Genomic DNA, 20,517 nt, shown 5'->3' with positions numbered 1-20,517 from the left:
CAGGGTGGTAGCAGCTGGGTCCTAGGCCGTCAGCAGCGACTGGGTCGCCTTGAGGCCGGCCGAGGCCGCCAGCGGCGTTTCGCGCGAAGCCCCATCGCGGCTCCAGACCGCCGCCCCGCCGCCGGCCTGGCCGCCGAAGCCGGCCATGGCTTGGCGCAGCAGCGCCTGGTTCTGGACCAGCGACGCATCCAGCGCGCCGGAGGCGGCCAGACCCGAGCCTTGGCCGGGCCCTGCGTCCATCGCCGCCAGCCGCGCGGCCAGCGAGCCGCCGCCCAGCAGGTCCGAACCAGCCTCCTGACGCCACCAGGCGCTGGCGGACTGGCTGGAACCGCCATAGGCCGAGCCGGCGTCCAGCGGCTCGCCGCCGGCCAGCGACAGGCCAAGGCCCTGCGAGCCGAAGCTCACGCCCAGGCCCGAAGCGTCAGCGGCCGAAGCCCCCCGCCCGCCGGGTTGGCCCAGACCCGTGACGCTCACCGACCGGGCCGCCTGGGCGTAGCCCTGGTCGACCACGTCCTGACGCGCCTTGGCCGCGGCGTTGAGGTCGTTGGCCAGCGCCTGCTGGGTGGAGATCAGCCGCACCTTGCCCTCCGGCTGCTGGCCGGTCAGCCAGCTGGCCTTTTCCGAGGCGCTCATCTTCGTCCACCGCGCCGCGATCGTGGCATCGACGCGGTCGTGGTCGCTGAAGTCCAGCTGGGCGGCGGCCTTGACCTCGCCATAGCTGGCCCCGAGCTGGTCGAGCAGCGCCTTCTTGACCTTGATCCGGGCGGCCTGGGCGGCCGTCTTGGCGTCATTGGTCAGCTGGCCAAGCTCGCCGTCCTCGTCGGCCGCGCCCCACTCGGCCTGGTAGGCGCCGCCGTCGAGGCCGTTCGAGCCCAGCACCCGCCGCGCCAAGGCCACGTCATAGCCCTCGCCCGTGCGGCCGTCGGCCCAGATGAAGCTGATCGTGTTCTGCACGAAGCTTTCGGTGGTCTGGTCGCGGGTCTGGCCGGTGGCCAGGCCGCCCAGGTTGATGGCCGCGATCCCGGCCTGTTCCAGCGTGCGCAGCTCCTTGGCCGTCGAGCGGCCGTTCTGGTTGGCGTCGACGAACAGCAGGATCTTGGAGAAGTCCTTGTCGTTCTTGTCGAGCAGACCGTCGCCGTTGGTGTCCCAGGTGCGCAGGCCTTCCAGGTCGCTGGTCGCGCCCGGCTTGTCCTGCACGAACGACAGTTCCGACAGCTGGTTGATCGCCCCGTCGCCGTTGCGGTCGACCGCCAGGAAGCCGTCGGTGGGACCCACCCAGCCGATCTGCGAGATCCCGCCGCCGGCCGTCTTGACCACCACGCTGGAGCTTTCCACCGTCGACAGGTCCAGCCCGTCGCCGTCCAGGTCCAGGGCGATCGGATAGGCGTAGTCGTAGTTGTAGGTGATGCTCTGGGTCCAGGCGATGTCGAGCTTGCGCAGGTCGATCGAGGTCCCGCCGGCCAGCACGTATTCGACCGTGTTGAAGCTCTCGTAGAGGACGGTGTTGGAGTAGCCGTCCATGGTCACGTACTTGACCCCGCCGCCGACGATCTGCACCCGGTCGGCGACCTGGCTGGCCGTCAGCGCCGTGTTGGAAAGGTTGCGCGCGCCGATGTAGAGGTCGTTGCCGACCACCTGGTAGATCACGTCCTCGGCCGCCACCGAGGCCCCCAGGGCCAGGGTGTCCTCGCCGCCGGTGTCCCAGATGATGTCCAGCCCCTCGCCGCGGTCGTAGCCGAACTGATCATCGCCGTTGGAGGTGTGGATCTGGTCGTTGCCCAGCCCGCCGACCACGACGTTGCCGTTGCTCTCGACGTGGTTGCTGGCCGCCCCCCAGACGATGTCGTCGCCGTTCATCGCCAGGATCAGGTCGGCCGTGTCGCGGCTGCCCACCAGGGTGGTGGAAGCGTCGTTGCTGGCCACGCCGAAGGTGATGGCGCCGATATCCAGCTGCGAAGCCCCGCCCATGTCGATCGACTTGACCTTGTTGTTGCCCGCCGTCGGGTAGGCCCCGAAGTTGGACACCACCCGCACCTGGGCGTCGCCCCGAATGCCAAGGTCCAGCCAGCCGCTCGAGCCACCCGCCGTGCCGCCCCAGATGTCGGAGAACTTCACGTTCGAGCCGAACGAGATCACGTTCCAACCGGTGTTGTCCTCGTAGACCGTGTCGGCGCCGTCGCCGCGGTTGATCACATAGGTGTCGGCTCCGGCCCCGCCCTGAAGCACGTCGTTGCCAGCCCCGCCGATGAAGGTGTGGTCCCCATCGCCCGCCGACAGGTTGTCGCCGTAGGCCGAGCCGACCACGCCCTCGACGCCGATATAGGCGTGGCCGGCCGCCAGACCCGCCGACCCGTAGCCCGTGGCCGCGCCATTGGCCGCGCCCAGGTTCAGCGTGACGCCGCTGGTTCCCACCGAATAATCGACGAAGTCCCTGCCCTCGCCGCCGACGAAGACGTCGTTGCCGGTGGTCGCCACCAGCCAGTCGTCGCCCGCGCCGCCTTCCAGCCAGTTGTCTCCGCCATCATAGCCCTTGAGCTGGTCAGCCGCCCTCGAACCGCGCACGGCCTCGAAGCCGCTGAACACATCGCCGTCCGCATCGCCGCCTATGGCTTTGCCAGTGGAAAGATCAACATAGACGCCGGTCGAAGACCTGGCATAGCTCAGCCAGTCATAGCCGCCGCCGCCGTCCATGGTGTCGGCGCCGACGCCGCCCTCGATGGTGTCGTTGCCGTCGCGGCCCCACAACTGGTCGGCGCCGTCCAGCCCCTTGAGGACATTGTCGCCCGTCGTGCCGTAGAGCCGGTCGGCATAGTCCGAGCCGGTGGCGTTCTCGATGCTCAGCAGGCCTTCACTGGTCACCCAGGCGCCGGTGACCGCATTGGTGACGATCGCCGCTCGCGTGATCGGATTGCCGGCGGTGGCGTCGGGATTGCCGTTCCATTCCGGCGGTCTGTAATCCAGATCGAAGGCCACGCCGAAGGTAAGGCGCTCGGCGCTGATCGTGTCCTGGCCGTAGGGATCGCTGTTGGGGTCGCCGTAGCCGCCCCAGAACCAGTTGAAGGTAGCGTCCTCGGCGATCAGGAAGACGTCGTCCCCCTCGCCGCCCTGCAGGACTTCCGAGCCCGCGCCGTCAGCCAGGATGTCGTTGCCGACGCCGCCGTCCATACTATCGGTCCCGCCGCCGCCCGACAGATAGTCGTCGCCGGCCCCGCCGATCAGCGTGTCCTCGCCGTCACGCCCGATCAGGGTGTCGTTGCCATCGCCGCCGTCGATGTAGTCGTTGCCGGCCTGGCCATCGAGCCAGTCCCAGCCGCTGCGGCCGTAAAGCTGGTCGCCGTACTGGCTGCCGATGAAGATGTCGTCGCCGCCGTCACCCGAGGTCCAGTAGGAGGTGTCGATCCACTCGTAGGAATCCCAGCCGTCCCAGCGGTAGTAGCCGTCCTCGACATAGACGGCGTGATTGTCGTCGAGGACGACCCCGCCGCCGTTCCAGCGGTATTCCATGTAGTCGTTGCCGGAGGTCGCCGCATCGGCGTTGACCCAGGTGTAGCCGATCTTGTCGAGGCCGTTGATCGTCACCGTGCGCCCGTCGGCGGACGCCGTTGGCAGGATGGTGAACAGACCCGCGGTCCCGCCGGCCACGGAGACGATGAAGTCACCGCCGCCGTTCCATTGGAAATTGGCGTTTTCATAGGCCACGCCCTGACCGTGCAGGTCGAAGCTGTCGAGGAACCCGCGCAGGCCGCCGTAGAAGTCGGAGGTCGTGAACTTGTCGAGGCCCAGTTCCAGAGCGCGCTGGAGGGTGATGATCCAGGGCGAGGCCTGGGTCTGGTTCTCAAGCGCGGCAATGATCTTATCGATGCTGGGCTTGTAGGCGTCGTAGAAGCTTCTCTCGTCGCTGGTCAAAGCGGCAAGACCCTGAGCGCGCGCCTTATCGATCAGCGCCTTGTGCGGCGGGTGATCATAGAAATCCTTCTCCCACTGCGTCAGACTGGCGAAGGCGCCACCGATCAACGCGTTCACCACGCCTCGGTTGTTGGCGTAGAACCGGTAGTCGTTGACCACCTGCAAATCGCCGAGCAACGAGGTCAAATCCGTCGCCGGCGACCTGACGATCACGCGCTTGGCGAAGATGTCGCCGCCGACGATCTTGGTGTTGCGGATCGCCGTCAGCGTTCCGTATTCTACCGCCGCGTCGGCCGAGGCGAAGTTCGTCTGGACGCCGTTGATCTTCACCCAGATCTGGCTGGAGGTATGGCCGTAGATCTGGGTCGTGCCGACGCCGTTCAGGTTGCTGACATAGGCCGTCGTGTTGGTATAGGCGATCGTGTTGATCAGGCCGTTCAGCGTATCTCGGGCCGCTGTCGCCATAGACGTGACCAGCGAGCGATTGCCATTGTTGACGACCGTCACGGTTCCCAGTTCGTATTTCGCATAGGGTACCTGCAGCACCGTCTCGGCGTTGGCGCTGGGGATCTTGGGCTTCTTCCTGCCGAACAGGTTGCCGATCAGCGCCCCCAGCACGAACCCGACGAAGGCGCCTATGCCAGGCGCCACGACATTGAGCGCCAGCCACGAATTGCCAAGACCAAGCTGCCCGATGATGAAGGCGCCGGCCGTCGAGGTGGCGCCAGCCGAGGTCACCGTCAGGGTCGTCGTCGTCATCGCCCAGGCGCCGACCGCCGAGCCGATCGACGACAGGGCGACGGCCGCTTGGGTCTGGGGCTGGACGACCATGGCGCCAAGCTTGGCGCCGATGAACGACCCGATGGCGTTGGCCATCAAGGTTCCGGCGCCGCCGGACTTGAACAGCTCCTTCGAATTGAGGCCGTCGAAAATCTTCGACGGACCCTTTTCGATGATGTTGGTTAGGGCCTTGTTGGTGAAGCTGGATCCGGCGGTGTTGAACAGCTCCGCGCCGAACCCTTGCAGACCAAGGGCCTGGCCCAGCTCCATCGTCAGCAACGAACTGACCGAACCGACGGCGGCCGACTGCAACCGATTCCAAGCGTCGGCGCCGAACGCGGTCATGTTCGCGCTCGACATCACGGATTCCAGGCTGGCGCCCGTGGCGATGGCCGCGCCGATCTGCGCGCCGATCGCACCGAGGATCGAGGAAAAGGCGACGCCCTTGAGCTTGTCACCGCCGGCCAGATAGCCGCCCAGCGTCGATCCGATGATCGATCCCATTTGGGCCGCGCCCTTGGCGCTGAGCGACACCTTGGTCACCCCGCCGCCCGGCGCGCCTTCGAGAAGATAGTAGGGCCGCTTAGGTGAGGTCAGCTCCTCGACCGCCTTTCCGTCTCCTCTCTTCTGAGCTTCAATTGCGGCAGCTCTATTCTTCACATGCTGCTTGAAGATTATGTTGCCCAACACCTTGGAGAAGGTGGCCTGGTCGACCACCATGATCTCGTCGTCAGTCCCAGCCCCGACGATCGTTCCGACGGACTTGTTCTGGGCGGCCGGGGTTCCAGCCAGGACGATCTGACCGACCCACGCGGTATTGCCCACCGTTACGGTATCGAGCGCAAAGCCTATCCGCCCCTGCTGAGCGAAGGTTTCGAAATCCCGGGCATAGGAGGTATCGCCGGTAATGTCGTTCACCGACAAGGCGAACCGGTCAACAGGATTGGCCGCCTTCTCCCACAGGTGATCGCCTGCAAACGGGTGCCAAAGTTCGTGCACCGTAACTTGCACCAGCTTCTGGAACTGAATGGACGCCGCAGACGGCGTACCGCCTGTGGTGGCGTTATCCAGGTTCAACGTCAGACTAACGCCGTAGGGCAGCGTCGAGTTGGCCGCGTAAATCGGATCGCCGTCGGCGTCCTTGCTTGTGTGAAACCAGTTCGCGACACCCGAGAGACCGTTCATGTCGGCCGCGCCAAAGCCGAATTCCCCGGAAATCGTACCGCTGCCTTGAACAAGCAAGATCTGGATACCGGAGGTCATGGCGGCGTGTTGCCCCAATATATCCCGCAAAGACTGGACCTTGGTGTAGTCGGCGTTGATTTGCGCGACGAAAAGGTCAGCGATCTCCTTACTACCGGACACCACGTATAGGTTAGGAAGCCCCGCCGTCGAGTACTGATACGTCGCCCCGCCGCCCCAAGTTTGCGAACTCGAGACAAATTGATAGTTACTCATTTGGCCACCTGCCCCTACGCGAAGCAAAAATCACATTCATTCTGAGTTCGGCTTGCGGATAACCTGCGCGAAGCGCCCGCGCGTAATGCGAGATCGCAGCGCCATCACTGATACACATTTCGGCCAAGTAGCCGCGCACGAACGAAATCTCACGAATAGAAGACGCGCCGCCTTCAGCCGCGAGCTCCAACGCTTTCAGCTCGGCATCGTAGACGTCGTACCCTCGACAAATGTCATTGGCCGCCCCCAGCTTGGCCCAGGTCCGCACATAACGCGCCACGACGTCATCGCCGCCTTTCAATACAGTCGAGCAATCAAGATCGACCGTATGGTCAGCGCTGGCGCCCGACAAAATGTCGCGATTCTTCATCGCGCTATTGATCTGCTCCGCAGTGCACTGCCGCGCGACTTCAGGAAGCTGGTAGCGACAAACGCCGTTGCTCAAGGGCACAGGTGGAACCTGCATTTCACGCCCCACCGTTCCATCACGTCGCGTGTACTGGACAATTCGATCGGCGAGGGGCGGCGATGCTGGCTGGCTCGGAGTATAGATCAAACTCGCTTCGAGCGCTTCCGGAGCACATGCTCCCGACTTGGTCGCCGTCGGAACAGGTTGACCGACCGCGCCGGACGAACACGCAACCAAGCCGGCGCTGCACATCAGCGCCGTCGCCAAGATCGATCTAGCGCCGGCAAACCAACGCTTCGGGACATTCCTCACCGCTCCCTCCCCGCTTCGCTGACGGTCTTGGCGACCGGTGACCAGATGAAGTCGATCACCCGGCGCTTGCCGGTGACGATCTCGACCGAGGCGCTCATGCCGGCCGACAGCAGGGCCCGGCGGCCCTCCACGCTGAGCTGGGTGGTCGCGAGCTTCACGCGCACCGGAAAGACCAGGCCGCGCTTCTCGTCGACGATGGCGTCGGGGGAGATCTGCACGACCTCGCCCTTCAGCGTGCCATAGCGGGTGAAGGGATAGGCCTCGAGCTTGACGATGGCGTGGTCGCCGGTGCGCACGAAGCCGGCGTCCTTGTTGAGGACCAGGGCCTCGACCACCAGGGCCTCGCCGTCGGGAACGATGGTGACCAGGGCCTTGCCGGTCTCGGCCACCTCGCCCAGCGTGGTCACCGACACCGCCTGGATGACGCCGCCGACGGGGGCGGTCAGGGTCTGGAGCTGGCGCTTCTGCTCGGCCTTGCGCAGGGAGTCGGCGCGGGTGGCCGCAAGGCCTTCGGCCTCGGCGCGCTCCTGGGCGGCCTGGCCGACGAACTGCTCGCGCAGCTCGGCGGCGTCGCGGGCCAGCGAGGCGACCTGGGCGCGGGCCTCGTCGAGGCGGCCGCGCTGGGAGATCAGATCCTGCTCGGCGGCGACCATGGCCTGCTCCTGCTGGAGAAGCTTCTGGCGGGCGCCGTAGCCCTTGGCCTCCAGGCCCTTCTGGTCGTCGAGCTGGCGCTGCAGGATCGGCAGGGTGCGCTGCAGCTTGACGATCTCGGACTCGGCCTGGCGGGCGCTGGCCTCGGCGCCGATGCGGCGCTCGCCCAGGGAGGCCCGCTTGGCCTCGTAGGCCTGGATGCGGGCGGCCACCAGCTGGCGCTCGGCCTCGACGGCGGTCGGCTCGGAGTCGGGCGGCGCGATCACGGCCCCGCCGCGACCGGCGGCGTAGCCCAGCAAGGCGTTGGCGCGGGCCAGGGTCAGGCCGGCGGTGGAAAGCTCGGTCACCGCGCTTTCGGCGTCGGCGTCGGCCACGGTGGGGTCGAGAGCGATCAGCAGCTGGCCCGGCCGCACCCGCTCGCCCTCACGCACGGCGATGGCGCGGACCACGCCGGGGTCGGAGGGCTCGACGCTGCGCAGGCGCCCCGTGGGCACCAGGCGGCCTTCGGCGACGGCGACCATGTCGACCTTGGCCCAGCACGACCAGGCCAACGCCCCGAAGGCGGCGGCGACGATGGTCCAGCTGATGGCGCGGCCGATCGGCGACGGCGGGCTTTCGACGATCTCCAGCGCCGCCGGCAGGAAAGCGGTCTCTACCCGCTGGCGGGCGGCGCCGGCGCGACGGCGGCGGCTTTCCTCGCCCCAGGCCTGGGTGAAGACACGGACGTGGGCGGCGAGACTCATGCCTCCACTCCGTGATGGCCATGCATCTGAGCGCGCCAGAGCTGGGCGTAGCGGCCGCCGGCGGCCATCAGCGTGTCATGGGTGCCGGTCTCGGTGACCTGGCCGTTCTCCATGGTGACGATGCGGCTGGCCATGCGGATGGCGCTGAGCCGGTGGGCGATGACGATCACCGTCCGGCCACGGACGATCTGGCGCATATTGGCCTGCAGGATGGCCTCGCTCTCGGCGTCCAGCGCGCTGGTGGCCTCGTCGAGGATCAGGATGCGGGGATTGGTGATCAGCGCCCGGGCGATGGCGACGCGCTGGCGCTGACCGCCCGAGAGGTTGGAGCCGCGCTCCTCCAGCACTGTGTCGTAGCCTTCGGGCAGTTCCAGGATGAAGTCGTGAGCGCCGGCCATGCTGGCGGCCGCCATCACCGCCTCCATCGACAGCGACGGGTCGGCCAGGGCGATGTTCTCGCGCACCGAGCGGTTGAACAGCAGGTTCTCCTGCAGCACCACGCCGACCTGCCGGCGCAGCCAGGCCGGATCGACTTGGGCCAAGTCGACGCCGTCGACCAGCACCCGGCCGCTCTCGGGCACGTAGAGGCGCTGGACCAGCTTGGTCAGGGTGGACTTGCCCGAGCCCGAGGGCCCGACCACGCCGATCACCTCGCCCGGCTCGACCGCCAGGCTGACGCGACGGATAGCCTCGCGGCCGCCCGGCTTGTAGCGGAAGGTGACGTCGTCGAAGGCGATGCGCCCCTCGATGCGCGGCAAAGCCGCCCGCGACGGCGAGAACTGGGCCTCGGTCGGGCTGTTGAGCACGTCGCCCAGGCGCGCGATGCCCACGCGGGCTTCCTGGAACTGCTGCCACAGACCAGCCAGCCGCAGCACCGGCTCGGCGACACGGCCGGCCAGCATGTTGAAGGCCACCAGTTCGCCGACGGTCATCTGACCGGTCAGGGCCAGGCGCGCGCCGATATAGAGGATCAGGACGGTCGAGGCCTTGTTGATCAGCTGGATCGCCTGGCCGCCCCAGATGTTCAGCCGCGCGGCCTTGAAGCCGGCGGCGACGTAGCCGGCCAGCAGGCGCTCCCAGCGGGTCTGCATCTGCGGCTCGACGGCGGCGGCCTTGAGGGTCTGCATGCCGGCGACGCTCTCGACCAGGAAGGCCTGGCTTTCGGCGCCGCGCTGGAAGCGCTCCTCGATCCGCCGGCGCAGCGGGCCGGTGATCAGGCCCGCCGTCAGGGCGTAGAGGGCGATGGCGATCAGCACGATCAGCATCAGCCACGGCGAGTAGAACCACATCACCACGAGGAAGATGATCGTGAACAGCAGGTCGATGACCAGGGTGACCGACGACGAGGTCAGGAACTCGCGGATGGTCTCCAGTTCGCGAACCCGAGCGATGGTGTCGCCCACCCGCCGGCTCTCGAAATAGGCCATCGGCAGGGCCAGCAGGTGGCGATAGAGCCGCGCGCCGAGCTCGACGTCGACCCGGCTGGTGGTGTGGGTGAACAGCGCCGCGCGCAGGCCGCCCAGCAGGGTCTCCAGCAGGATCACCGAGCCCAGGCCGATGGCCAGCACGTCCAGCGTGGTCAGGCCGCGGTGCACCAGCACCTTGTCGATCACCACCTGGAAGATCAGCGGCGTGGCCAGGGCGAAGAGCTGCAGGGTCAGGGACGCGGCCAGCACCTCGCCCAACAGGCCACGATACTTGACCAGCGCCGGAATGAACCAGGTGACGTCGAACTTGCCGCCGCCGGGGACCTCCGAGCGCGAGGTGACGAGCACCGCCTCGCCGTCCCAGACCGCGAACAGGTCGTCCATCGACAGCGTCTTGGGCGGCTGGCCGGGCCACTGCACCAGCACCTCGCCCGCGACCGCGCGCGCCACGATGAAGAAGTCGCCGGCGCGGCCCTTGGCGATCGCCGGCAGGGGCGCATCTTCCAGCCGTCGCAACGGCAGGCGGGTCATCTTGGCCTTGGCGCCCATGCGGCGGGCGAGGCGGACTAGGTCGCCAGTATCCGCTGGCGCGCCCTTGCCCAGAGCGTGGCGGAGCTGCTGAGGATCAGCGCCGATCTGATGAAACCCCAGGATGAGAACAAGGCACTCAAGGCCTTCGTCCCCCTCCGCACGCGAACTGGTCACCCTACGCCCCACCACAACCGACGCGGGCAGATTACGCTTGTCACGCTAAACTTTGCAATTGCGAAACAGCATCGCAAACGCGAAAATTGTGTGTCAGCTCACGACGTACTCAACCCCCCTTCGTTTCAGGGTGGAAGCATAGAGTTCGCATCCGCGAAAAGCCCTTCCCGCGCACAACAACCAAGGTCGATGGAGGGGCGGCGATCGCGAACGGGACAGCACCATAAAACCCCGCAACGCCAAGTTTCAAAGGCGGTTGACCATGGCCGTCGGCGAGCGGAAGGCGGCGACCGCAAGTTCAGGAAGCCGCGGGGGTGTCCCGCAATTTTCGGCCGGAGAGGAGCCCGGCCGCAGATCCTCGAGGCGTTTTAGGACTGATTGGTCACCAGGCGAACAACCCGTTTCCAGGGCTACTCCCCCATAGCTAGAGTCGACCAGCCGCCATATCGGCGCCACCCGCCGATCGGGTCGCAACCGGAGGAACAGTCGGCAGAAGCCGGTCAGCCCGCGACGGGCTGACCGGCTTTTCCACCTTAGAAGCGCTTGGTGAACGACAGGGCCACTTCGCGGCCGCGGTTGTAGGCCACCTCGGCATAGCCGGAGCTGGTGCTGAGCGAGGAGTTGCCCGCCACCGGGTAGATCTCCTTGGTCAGGTTGTTGACCGACAGCTGCGCCTTCCAGTCGGCGACCTTGTTCTCCAGCACCACGCCGACATTCAGCTTGGTGATGGCGTCGAGCTGGGCGATTTCCTTGGTGTTGCCCGCGTCGAAGAACTGGCTGTCGGTGTAGACGATCTCGCCGCGCGGGATCAGGGTCAGGTCGCCCGACAGGTCGACGGTGTAGGCCACCGAGACGTTGCCCTGCCACTTGGGCGTATAGGGCAGCTGGCTGTTGGTGGTGACGGCCGTGGTCGCGCCGACGATGGTGGAGACCTCGTCGATGCTGTCGTCGAGATAGCTGAAGCCCCCCTCGATCACGAGCTTGTTGGTCGGCACGTAGGTGTACTCGACCTCCAGGCCCTTGATCGTCGCCTTGCCGGCGTTGAACAGGTAGGGCGCGGTGCCGACGCGGTAGGTGAACTGCAGGTCCTCGTAGGCGGTCGAGAAGATGTCGGCGTTGATCCGCAGCTTGCCGCCGAGATCGAGCTTGGCGCCGATTTCGGTGGTCTCGGCCGTTTCCGGCTCGAACGACGGCGGCTGGCCCGAGGCGACGACGCCGTTGAAACGGCTGTTGAAGCCGCCGCCCTTGAAGCCCTGCGACCAGCTGGCATAGGTCATCAGCGCCGAGTTCCAGCGGTACTGCGCCTGGAACGAGCCCGTGGTCGCCGAGAACTTCCGCTCATAGAGCTTGTAGGGCACGTAGAGCACGGTCGGGGTCGAGTAGTTGAACTGGTAGGGCCGCGAGCCCTTGGTCTCGTCGGTGTAGCGCAGGCCGGCGGTGACGCTCAGGGCGTCCGTCGCCTTGAAGGTCCACTGTGTGAAGGCCGCCCAGTTCTTGTTGCGGACCTCGTTGTTGTTGCTGTCGCGGGTGCCGGTCGGGGCGGTCGGCGGCGACAGGGTGACGGTCAGGATGTCGTCCACCGCCTGGCGGAACAGGAACAGGCCGGCCACGCCGGTCAGGCGCGAGCCCGAATAGAGGGCCTGGAACTCCTGGCTGGCCTGGAAGCCCTTGCTTGAGTAGTCGGTCGCCAGGATCGGGAACGGGGTGTTGTCGGCGTCGCGGCTGCCGGCCCATTCCAGGGTGCGATAGGCGGTGATCGACTTCAGGGTCAGGGCGTCGGCCAGCTTGTATTCCAGCAGCAGCGAGGCGCCGAGATTCTCCAGGTCGCTGTTGACCGGATGCGTGCCGTTGTTGGCGTACTTGCCGGCGTTGTAGAAATCGTTGGCGCAGCGGGCGTCCTTGACCATGGGCACGGTCGTTCCGACCGAGGCCATGCCCGGGCAGCCGGCGGCGTAGCTGACCGCCCGCGGGAAGGCCGAGGTCTCGTTGATGGCGGCGAACACCAGCGGCGCGCCGTTCTCGTCGGACTTGGTGTAGTCGCCGCGCAGTTCGGCGGTGAACTTTTCGGTCGGCGTCCAGCGGACCTTGCCGGTTATGGTGAAGGTGTTGACGTCGCCCAACTTCTTGCCGTCGTAGAGGCGGGTGACGTAGCCGTCCTGCACGCGCGTGCCGTAGGTGAAGCGGGTCTTGACGGTGTCGGAGATCGGCACGTTCAGCGCCAGGATCCCTTCGCGCAGATTGTCGGTCCCGAAGCCGGCCTTGAAGCTGCCGCCGAAGTCCTCGCCCGGCGCGGCCGTGGTCAGCAGGATGGCGCCGCCGATGGTGTTGCGGCCGAACAGCGTGCCCTGCGGGCCGCGCAGCACCTGCACCCCGGCGATGTCGCGGAAGTCCATGACCCCGCCGACCGCCGAACCCATATAGACGTCGTCGATATAGAGGCCGACGCCAGGATCGACCCCGGCGGTGGCGTCGGTCTGGCCGACGCCCCGGATGAAGATCTGGGCCGCCGACGAATTGCCGGTCAGCGGCGAGACGGGGGCGAACTGCAGGCTGGGCGTGGCGTCGTCGAGATCGGCCGTGCTGTTGATCTGGCGGCGCTCCAGCATGTCGCCGGTGAAGGCCGACACCGAGACCGGCGTGTCCTGGAGGTTTTCGGTGACGCGGCGGGCGGTGACGACCACCTCCTCGATGACGAAGCCGCCCTGATCGGCCGGCGGCGTCGCCGTCTGGGCAAGAGCCCCCTGCCCCGCCCCGATGGCTCCCGTGAACGCCGCCGTCGCGGCCAGGAGCATAGTCTTCCTACGCATCGCACCCCTCCTCCCTAGAGACCTTCGCCTTCGGCCTCCTCGTGGGAGACTTCTCAAGGACGGACCGAGATTTCGGCCAAGGTCAGCTAACAGCGTTCCGGGGATGCGGCGGTTATAGATAAACGCGGGAACCTATAACCAAGCCCGGAGCCATCGCCCGGATCGATAGAACCCCCGCCAGGACAAGGAAAAGCCCGGCGCGAGAACGCGCCGGGCTCGAAGGTTTCGGAAGGAAAGCGGCTCGTCAGTTACGCGAGACGGAATAGGTGATCTGGGCGTTGCGGGTGGCCAGGAAGGCTTCGAGCGTAAGTCCCTTCATGGACGCGTAGATCTGCGGGTTGGGCACGCCCAGCACCGCCCCCAGCTTCTCCAGCACGAAGAAGATGAAGCCGTAGCGGATCATGCCGCCCCAGTCGCGGCGGCGGATCAGGTCGCGCTCCTCGTCGCTGAGGCCCGCCGCTTCGAACTCGGCCTCGGGATCGGCCAGGAACCGCTTGCGGGCGGCGGGATCGACGAGGTTCTGCAGGAAACGGTTGGCGCGATAGGCCTTGGCGCTGACCTCCAGGGTGAAGGGATAGGTGCCTTCGAGGTCCTCGACGCCTTCCAGCTGCCGGCTCGTCTCGCGGTGCACGCGATCGCGCTCGGGCGCGGCGGTGTCCTCGCCCTGGTCCTCGTAGCGGACGGTGGCGATGGCGGTCATCGACGGCAGGTAATAGGTGCGGTGGTGGCAGGCGACCTTGTCCGACATCGTCCCGCGCATGATCAGCCACATGATCACCTCGGCGCTCTCGAAGCCCCCCAGCTTGGCGTATTCGGCATGCGTCATGCCGGCCAGCCGATCTGGATCGTTCTGCAGCATGTCGAGGAAGGCCTCGTCCCAGGCGGTGTTGTTGAATCCCGCCCGCTCGCCGTGCACCTGGTGCGACAGGCCGCCGGTGGCGACGATCACCACCCGCTTGTCTTCCGGCCAGGCGTCGATCGCCTTGCGAAGGGCCTTGCCGAGGTCGAGGCAACGGCGGGCCGAGGGTGCGGGGAACTGCAGCACGCCGCATTGCAGCGGCACGATCGGGATCGGCCAGGTCTCTTCCGGCGGCGTCAGCAGGCACAGCGGCGAGAGGCAGCCGTGGTCCAGCGGCTTGTGCTGGAACAGCGACAGGTCGAAGTCCTGGGCCATGACGGCGCGGGCCAGGTAGCGAGCGAACTCCGCATGGCCCGGCACCGCCGGCAGGTCGCGCGGCCCACCGCCCTCATCGGCCACGGCGTACTGGTCGCCCACGCCCAGGGCGAAGGCCGAGTAGTGGTCGAACGAGAACGAGGTGACGTGGTCGTTGTAGATCATCACCAGGGCGTCGGGCTTCTGCTCGGCCAGCCAGTCCTTCAGCGGCTCGAAGGCCTCGAAGATCGGTGCCCAGACCGGATCCTGCGCCAGCTTGCGGTCGCGCGCGTAGCCGATGGTGGGGGTGTGGGAGACGCCGATCGCGCCGATGAGCTTGGCCATGGGTGCTCTCCTCAGGGCTTGGACGGCGCGCAGACCAGGGCGCCGGCCTCGACGCGGCAGTCCTGGTGGAAGCGCGGTGCGATGAACCGGGCGGCGTAGGCGTCGCGGACGGCGGGCTCGGCGCTCGGGGTCTTGGGCGCGAAGTTCTCCGGCGCGTCGATCGAACCCGAGCCCGTATAGGCCGCGACCTGCGGATAGGCGTAGACCGGCCGCACGCGACTGGGCTTCAGGGCCGAGGCGTCGGGCATCAGCGCCTGGCGAACGTCCGCGCCAGCCGGCGGCGGACCCGTCATGGCCGGCATGTCGACCTTGGCGGCCTCGACCGCGTTCGGCGCGGCGCCGGCCTCGACCCAGGCCATCAGCGGGCTGACGATGTCGAACTGCGAGAGGCCGTCGCCGCCGAAGCAGTGATAGAGGCCGGGGAACAGGAACAGCCGCATCATGGCGTCGGCCTTGGCCTGGCCGAGCTCCGCCACGACGCCGTTGCGATAGGCGATAGTGTTCAGCGGCGAGATGTGCGGGTCCGACCAGCCGTGCCACAGGATCAGCTTGCCGCCCTTGGCCGCGAAGGCCGACAGGTCGGTGTCGGTGGCGTCGTAGAGGCCGTGGGCCCAGCTCAGGCCGGCAAACTGCTCGGGCGTGAACTTGAAGTCGGCCAGGCTGTAGTCGGCCGGCGGATTGATCTCCGACAACACGTACTTCACCGGCTGCTCGGCCATGCCCCAGCTGCCCGGGACCTGGTCGGCCGAGCGGGGCACGAAGACGCCGGCCCAGGACAGTTCCGAGCCGACCTGCGGCTGGCCCAGGGTGAAGGGCTTGCCTGTCACGTCGCGCGGGCCGTCATAGAGCTTGCGGGCGGTCTCGACCTCGGCGGCGGTCAGGCAGGCGTCGGTCGCCTGCCCCGGCTTGCACTGGGCCACGGCCGGGTCGAAGCGGCAGGCGCGGGGATCGTCGATCTGGCCGTCCTTGAGGCCGTCCACGGCGTCGCACGAGGCCAGGGCGGCGGCGTGCAGGATCGGCAGGCGCGAGGCGATCAGGATCGCTTTGCCGGCCGCGTCCATGTTCGAGCGGGCCTGCCAGGCGTGGTAGAAGCTGTTCTGGACGGTGAAGACCATGGCCGGCGCGCCGGCGGCGACGCCGTCGAAGTCGCCGGGGAAGCGCTGGGCCTCCATCAGCGCCTCGCGGCCGCCGTCAGAGCAGCCCGAGAAGTAGCTGTAGCGCGGCGCCTGGCCGTAGAATTTCGCGATCAGGGCCTTGGAGGCGACCGAGGTCAGGTGCACGCCGCGATAGGCGAAGTCGATGCGGGCCTGCGGATCGGCGCCGAACGCGCCGTCGCCCATGGCGGCCATGCCGCCCTTGCCCTCATGGCCCATGTCGGTCGAGGCCAGGGCGATGGCGCCGTCCTTGACCGGAGTGCAGCCGTCGGCGTGCTCGGTGCGGATGCTCAGCACGCCGCACAGGCCGCCGCAGCCGACCTGGAGGTAGCGCTGGGTCCAGCCCGCCGTCGGCAGACGCAGTTCGAAGCGGATCTTCGGAGCGATGACGCCCTGCACGGCGCAGAACGCCTTGTCGCCCGAACCGGAAAGCTTGGCGGAGGTGATGGTGGTCTTGGCGCCCACCGCATCGCTGACATCGGCCGAGGCCAGGCCGGCGCAGTCGATCACCGGCTTTACGGCGGCGAGGTTGGCCAGGGCCGGCGCCGGACGCGCGACGGCGCCGGACGCGCCGAACAGAGCCAGGAGGCCGGCCAGAACCGCCGACATGCCGAAGGAACGCAACGAAATCACCAACATCTCCGGTCTCTTCGGGTCATCTCCTCGACGCCGGTAGCAAGCCTTGCGGCCCACCGCGCTATAACAAAATTCCAGGGGCTATAACGTTCTTGCCCGCGCCGTGGAGGCTTCGGCCGTGACCGGCGATTTTGGTTATAGCCGCCGCCCAAATTGCATAGCCGCTCCCCCGGGACCGGGTGCTAGCCAAGCCTCGGCCCGGCGCTTCTCGCTCCGGCGCCCCAGAGATTTTCGGCTTCGGAGCGCTTGCCTTGAACAAGGTCGTCACCAACCCGCCGCGGGCGTCGAAGGAAGCGGTCGAGGGCCTGGCGGCCTTCGGCGTCGCCACCATCCACGAGGCCCAGGGGCGCATCGGCCTGCTGTCGCCCAAGCTGCGGCCGATCTGGCCGGGCGCGCACGTCGCGGGCACGGCGGTGACGGTGTCCTCGCCGCCCTGCGACAACTGGATGCTGCACGTAGCCATCGAGCAGTGCCGGCCGGGCGACATTCTTGTCGTCGCCCCGACCTCGTTCAGCGACGCGGGCTATTTCGGCGACCTGCTGGCCACCTCGCTGATCGCGCGCGGCGTGCGCGCCCTGGTCATCGACGCCGGGGTGCGCGACGTGGCCGTGCTGAAGGAGATGGGCTTTCCCGTCTGGTCCAGCGCCATCTCGGCCCAGGGCACGGTCAAGGCGGTGCTGGGCGACGTCAACGTGCCGGTGGTCTGCGGCGGCGCCCTGATCCGGCCGGGCGATGTGATCGTGGCCGACGACGACGGCGTGGTCGTAGTGGCCCGTAAGGACGCCGACGCGGTGCTGGCCGCCTCGGCCAAGCGCGAGGCCGCCGAGATCGACAAGCGCGCCCAGCTGGCGTCCGGTGTGCTGGGCCTGGATCTCTACAAGATGCGCGAAAGGCTCGCCGCCGCCGGCCTCGTCTATGTCGAGCATACCGAGAACGGGGACGCCTGAGCCCATGCAGACGGCCATTCCCTGCGCCGTCCTGCGCGGCGGCACCTCCAAGGGTCTCTATTTCCGCGCCGAGGACCTGCCGACCGACGAGGCCCTGCGTGACAAGGTGCTGCTGGCGGCCATGGGCTCGCCCGACGCGCGCCAGATCGACGGCATGGGCGGCGCCGACAGCCTGACCAGCAAGGTCGCGATCGTCTCGGCCTCGCAGCGACCGGACACCGATGTCGACTATCTGTTCCTGCAAGTCTCGGTCGCCGAGGCCAAGGTCAGCGACCGCCAGAACTGCGGCAATATCCTCGCCGGGATCGGCCCCTACGCCATCGAGCAGGGCCTGGTCCCGGCCCAGGACGGCCAGACGCCGGTGCGCATCTTCATGCGTAACACGCAGGGCTTGGCGACCGCCCGTATCGAGACCCCCGGCGGACAAGTGAACTACGAGGGCGGCTGCCGGATCGACGGCGCGCCCGGCTCGGCCGCGCCGATCCCGATCGCCTTCGCCGACGTCGCGGGATCCTCCTGCGGGGCCCTGCTGCCGACGGGAAACGTCGTCGACGTTATCGAGGGCGTCGAGGTCACCCTGATCGACAACGGCATGCCGGTGGTGGTGGTCCGCGCCGCCGACCTGGGTGTGACGGGGAACGAGCCCCCGGCCGAACTGGAAGCCTACGCCGTGCTGCGCGCCAAGGTCGAAGCGATCCGCCTGGAGGCCGGACGGCGCATGAATCTCGGCGACGTCACCGACGCCACCGTGCCGAAGATCACCCTGGTCTCGCCCCCGACGGCGGGCGGCGCGCTGTCGACCCGCAGCTTCATCCCGCACACGGTGCACAAGGCCATCGGCGTGTTCGGCGCGGTCAGCGTCGCCACGGCCGCCTGCCTGAAGGGCTCGGTCGCCGCCTCGGTCGCCAGCCTGCCGGACCTGGCGGGCGAGGTCGCCGTCAGCGTCGAGCACCCCACCGGCGAGTTCACCGCCCTGCTGACCCTGTCGGACGGGGGCGAGGTGGTCTCGGCCGCCCTGCTGCGCACCGCCCGCCTGCTGATGACCGGCCAGGTCTTCGTGCCGGCCAGCGTCTGGGACGGCCGCCGTTGAGCCCGCGCCTCGCCCTGATCGGCTTCGGCGAAGTCGGCCAGACCCTGCACGCCGACCTCGCGGCGGCGGGATTTATGGACATCGTCGTTCACGACCGCCTGCTTGCCGATCCGACGTCGGGACCATCCAAGGCGGCGATCGGCGTACGCACGGCGGGCGACATCGCCTCGGCCTGCGCGGACCGCGACCTCGTCATCAGCGCCGTCACCGCCGGCGAGGCGGTCAACGTCGCCCAGGCCGCCGCGCCGCATCTGGGCGAGGCCTTCTTCCTCGATCTCAATTCCGTCGCGCCCCAGACCCGCCAGGCGCAGGCGGCGCTGATCGACCGCTATGTCGAGGCCGCCGTCATGGCCCCGATCGCGCCCAGGCGGATCAGGACCCCCATCCTGCTCGGCGGACCGCACGCGGCGGCGCTGGCGCCTCTGCTCGAGCGCCTGGGTTTCGCCGCCGAGGTGTTCGGCGACGCCGTCGGGGGACCGTCGGCCGTGAAGCTGTCGCGCAGCGTCTTCGTCAAGGGACTGGAGGCGATCGTCACCGAGAGCCTGGCCAGCGCCCGCCACTACGGCGTCGAGGCGCAGGTGCTGGCCTCGCTGAGCAACACCATCCCCCATCCGGACTGGCCGGCCCTGGCGCGTTATCTCCTCACCCGCCCCCTGGTGCACGGCCAGCGCCGCAGCGAAGAGATGACCGAGGCGGCGGTGATGCTGGAGGCGGCCGGCCTGCCCTCGCCCATGGCCCGCGCCACGGTCGAGGTCCACGCCCGCCAGGGATCGCTCGGTCTCGCCGCGCCCGCCGACCAGGCGGCCGAGCTTGGGGACTTGCTCGACGCGATCGAGCGGCGGACAAAGTCCCTCGCCAGCCAACGGGAAACCTAGTGCGACGCTACCTGCAACAGCGCCTGAAGTTCCGGCACCTGCGCGTGATCGACGCGATCGCCACGCATGACAGCATCCTGCAGGCGGCGCGGACGCTGGGCCTCAGCCAGCCGGCCCTGACCAAGAGCCTGCAGGAGATCGAGGAGATCGTCGGCGCGCGGCTGTTCGATCGCCATGCGCGCGGCGTCGATCCGACGCCCTTCGGCCTGACGGTGGCGGCCGCCGCGCGCCGGCTGCTGGCCGAGATCGGCCGGCTGGAGGACGAGCTCGACGCCCTGGAAGGCGGCGACGGCGGCCCGGTGGTGGTCGGCGCCCTGCCGGTGGCGGCGGCCGGCGTGCTGCCCGGAACCCTGGCTCGCCTGAAGATCGCCCGGCCCGACATCGAGGTGCGGGTCATCCAGGGCCGCACCGAGGAGCTGATCTCGCAGCTGTCGCGGCGGGAGCTCGATCTGGTCATTGGCCGCCTCTACACCCTGGCCGAGCCCGACGGCCTGGTGCGCACCCCGTTCTATTCCGAGCCGATCTCGGTGGTGGCCCGGGCCGATCACCCGATCTTCGATCGCCGGGATGCGACGGCGGCGGTGCTGGCCGACTATTCGCTGGTGCTGCCGACGGTCTCGCAGCGGGTGGGCCAGGAAATCGACGTGCTGCTCTCCGAAATGGGCGTCGCGCCGCACCAGCCGCTGCGCTCCAGCTCGGTCGCGATGATCCGCGAGATCCTCTACGCCACCGACGGGGTGGCGGTGATCCCGCACATGATGCTGGCCGGCGACCTGCTGCGCGGGGCGCTGCGCCTGCTGCCGCTGCCGGCCACCGGACGTCCGCGCCCGGCCGGGCTGATCCGGCGCGGCGACACGGCCCTGCTGCGCAACACCCAGGCCTTCGTCGACGCCGCCCGGGCCTATGTCGGCGAGATCGAGAGCCGGCTGGCCGGACCGCCCGGCTAGCCGGACGCGCCAACGAGAAAAGAACCAGGCAGGGGCGAGGAAACAACGAGAATGCAACGACCAACGGCTCCCGCGCCATCCGAGAAGATCGGTCGCTATCGCTGGGTGATCGTCAGCCTGCTGTTCGCGGCGATGGTCATCAACTATGTGGACCGGCAGACGATCGGGCTGC

Annotated in this window: 13 protein-coding genes; 6 read left to right on the top strand and 7 right to left on the bottom strand. The window is 68.2% G+C overall.

From position 1 onward, the window contains the following. Positions 1 to 21 precede the first annotated feature (21 nt). Entirely contained in the window at positions 22 to 5,229 is a 5,208-nt protein-coding gene (locus AC2YHT_RS23530; protein ID WP_487292265.1) for a calcium-binding protein, read from the bottom strand. Positions 5,230 to 5,346: 117 nt separating this feature from the next. Between AC2YHT_RS23530 and AC2YHT_RS23525 the strand changes: the two genes are divergently transcribed. Then, the gene (locus tag AC2YHT_RS23525; protein WP_487292264.1) at positions 5,347 to 6,060 is read left to right on the top strand and encodes a hypothetical protein; all 714 of its coding nucleotides are present in this window, start codon (positions 5,347 to 5,349) and stop codon (positions 6,058 to 6,060) included. Positions 6,061 to 6,136: 76 nt separating this feature from the next. On the opposite strand, the gene AC2YHT_RS23520 is transcribed toward AC2YHT_RS23525, so the two are convergent. The 6 genes from AC2YHT_RS23520 to AC2YHT_RS23495 form a co-directional block, all read right to left on the bottom strand. Continuing rightward, complete coding sequence (locus AC2YHT_RS23520; RefSeq protein ID WP_487292263.1) at positions 6,137 to 6,820, bottom strand: hypothetical protein; 684 nt, start codon at positions 6,818 to 6,820, stop codon at positions 6,137 to 6,139. 41 nt (positions 6,821 to 6,861) lie between these two features. Continuing rightward, positions 6,862 to 8,259, bottom strand: coding sequence for an HlyD family type I secretion periplasmic adaptor subunit (locus AC2YHT_RS23515; protein WP_487292262.1), 1,398 nt, complete (start codon positions 8,257 to 8,259; stop codon positions 6,862 to 6,864). After that, complete coding sequence (locus AC2YHT_RS23510) at positions 8,256 to 10,391, bottom strand: type I secretion system permease/ATPase (RefSeq protein ID WP_487292261.1); 2,136 nt, start codon at positions 10,389 to 10,391, stop codon at positions 8,256 to 8,258. Before AC2YHT_RS23510 ends, AC2YHT_RS23515 begins: the two co-directional genes overlap by 4 nt. Positions 10,392 to 10,924: 533 nt before the next feature. Then, positions 10,925 to 13,198 (bottom strand): TonB-dependent receptor, encoded by a 2,274-nt coding sequence (locus AC2YHT_RS23505; protein ID WP_487292260.1) that lies wholly within the window; start codon positions 13,196 to 13,198, stop codon positions 10,925 to 10,927. A 244-nt stretch (positions 13,199 to 13,442) separates the two neighbouring features. Continuing rightward, the gene (locus AC2YHT_RS23500) at positions 13,443 to 14,696 is read right to left on the bottom strand and encodes a gallate dioxygenase (protein ID WP_487292259.1); all 1,254 of its coding nucleotides are present in this window, start codon (positions 14,694 to 14,696) and stop codon (positions 13,443 to 13,445) included. An 11-nt stretch (positions 14,697 to 14,707) separates the two neighbouring features. Next, positions 14,708 to 16,489 (bottom strand): tannase/feruloyl esterase family alpha/beta hydrolase, encoded by a 1,782-nt coding sequence (locus AC2YHT_RS23495; protein ID WP_487292258.1) that lies wholly within the window; start codon positions 16,487 to 16,489, stop codon positions 14,708 to 14,710. Between the two features lie 248 nt (positions 16,490 to 16,737). Between AC2YHT_RS23495 and AC2YHT_RS23490 the strand changes: the two genes are divergently transcribed. From AC2YHT_RS23490 to AC2YHT_RS23470, 5 genes are all read left to right on the top strand, one after another. Next, positions 16,738 to 17,433: a 4-carboxy-4-hydroxy-2-oxoadipate aldolase/oxaloacetate decarboxylase gene (locus AC2YHT_RS23490; RefSeq protein WP_487292257.1), complete on the top strand. Its 696-nt coding sequence runs from the start codon at positions 16,738 to 16,740 to the stop codon at positions 17,431 to 17,433. Positions 17,434 to 17,437: 4 nt separating this feature from the next. Continuing rightward, positions 17,438 to 18,523 carry a 4-oxalomesaconate tautomerase gene (locus tag AC2YHT_RS23485; RefSeq protein WP_487292256.1) on the top strand — a complete coding sequence of 362 codons (1,086 nt, stop codon included), beginning with the start codon at positions 17,438 to 17,440 and terminating at the stop codon, positions 18,521 to 18,523. Then, a complete protein-coding gene (locus AC2YHT_RS23480) occupies positions 18,520 to 19,398 on the top strand; it encodes a DUF1932 domain-containing protein (RefSeq protein ID WP_487292255.1) in 879 nt (292 codons plus the stop codon). Before AC2YHT_RS23485 ends, AC2YHT_RS23480 begins: the two co-directional genes overlap by 4 nt. Beyond that, a complete protein-coding gene (locus tag AC2YHT_RS23475; RefSeq protein WP_487292254.1) occupies positions 19,398 to 20,345 on the top strand; it encodes a LysR substrate-binding domain-containing protein in 948 nt (315 codons plus the stop codon). The genes AC2YHT_RS23480 and AC2YHT_RS23475 overlap by 1 nt, the downstream gene beginning before the upstream one ends. A gap of 51 nt (positions 20,346 to 20,396) precedes the next feature. Beyond that, positions 20,397 to 20,517 (top strand): hypothetical protein (locus AC2YHT_RS23470; RefSeq protein WP_487292293.1); only part of this gene is annotated, 121 nt, incomplete at its 3' end.

This window comes from Caulobacter sp. SRI_008 (assembly GCF_057586355.1).
The sequence above is the reverse complement of the archived record's forward strand: the minus strand, read 5'-3'. Positions and strand labels throughout refer to the sequence as shown.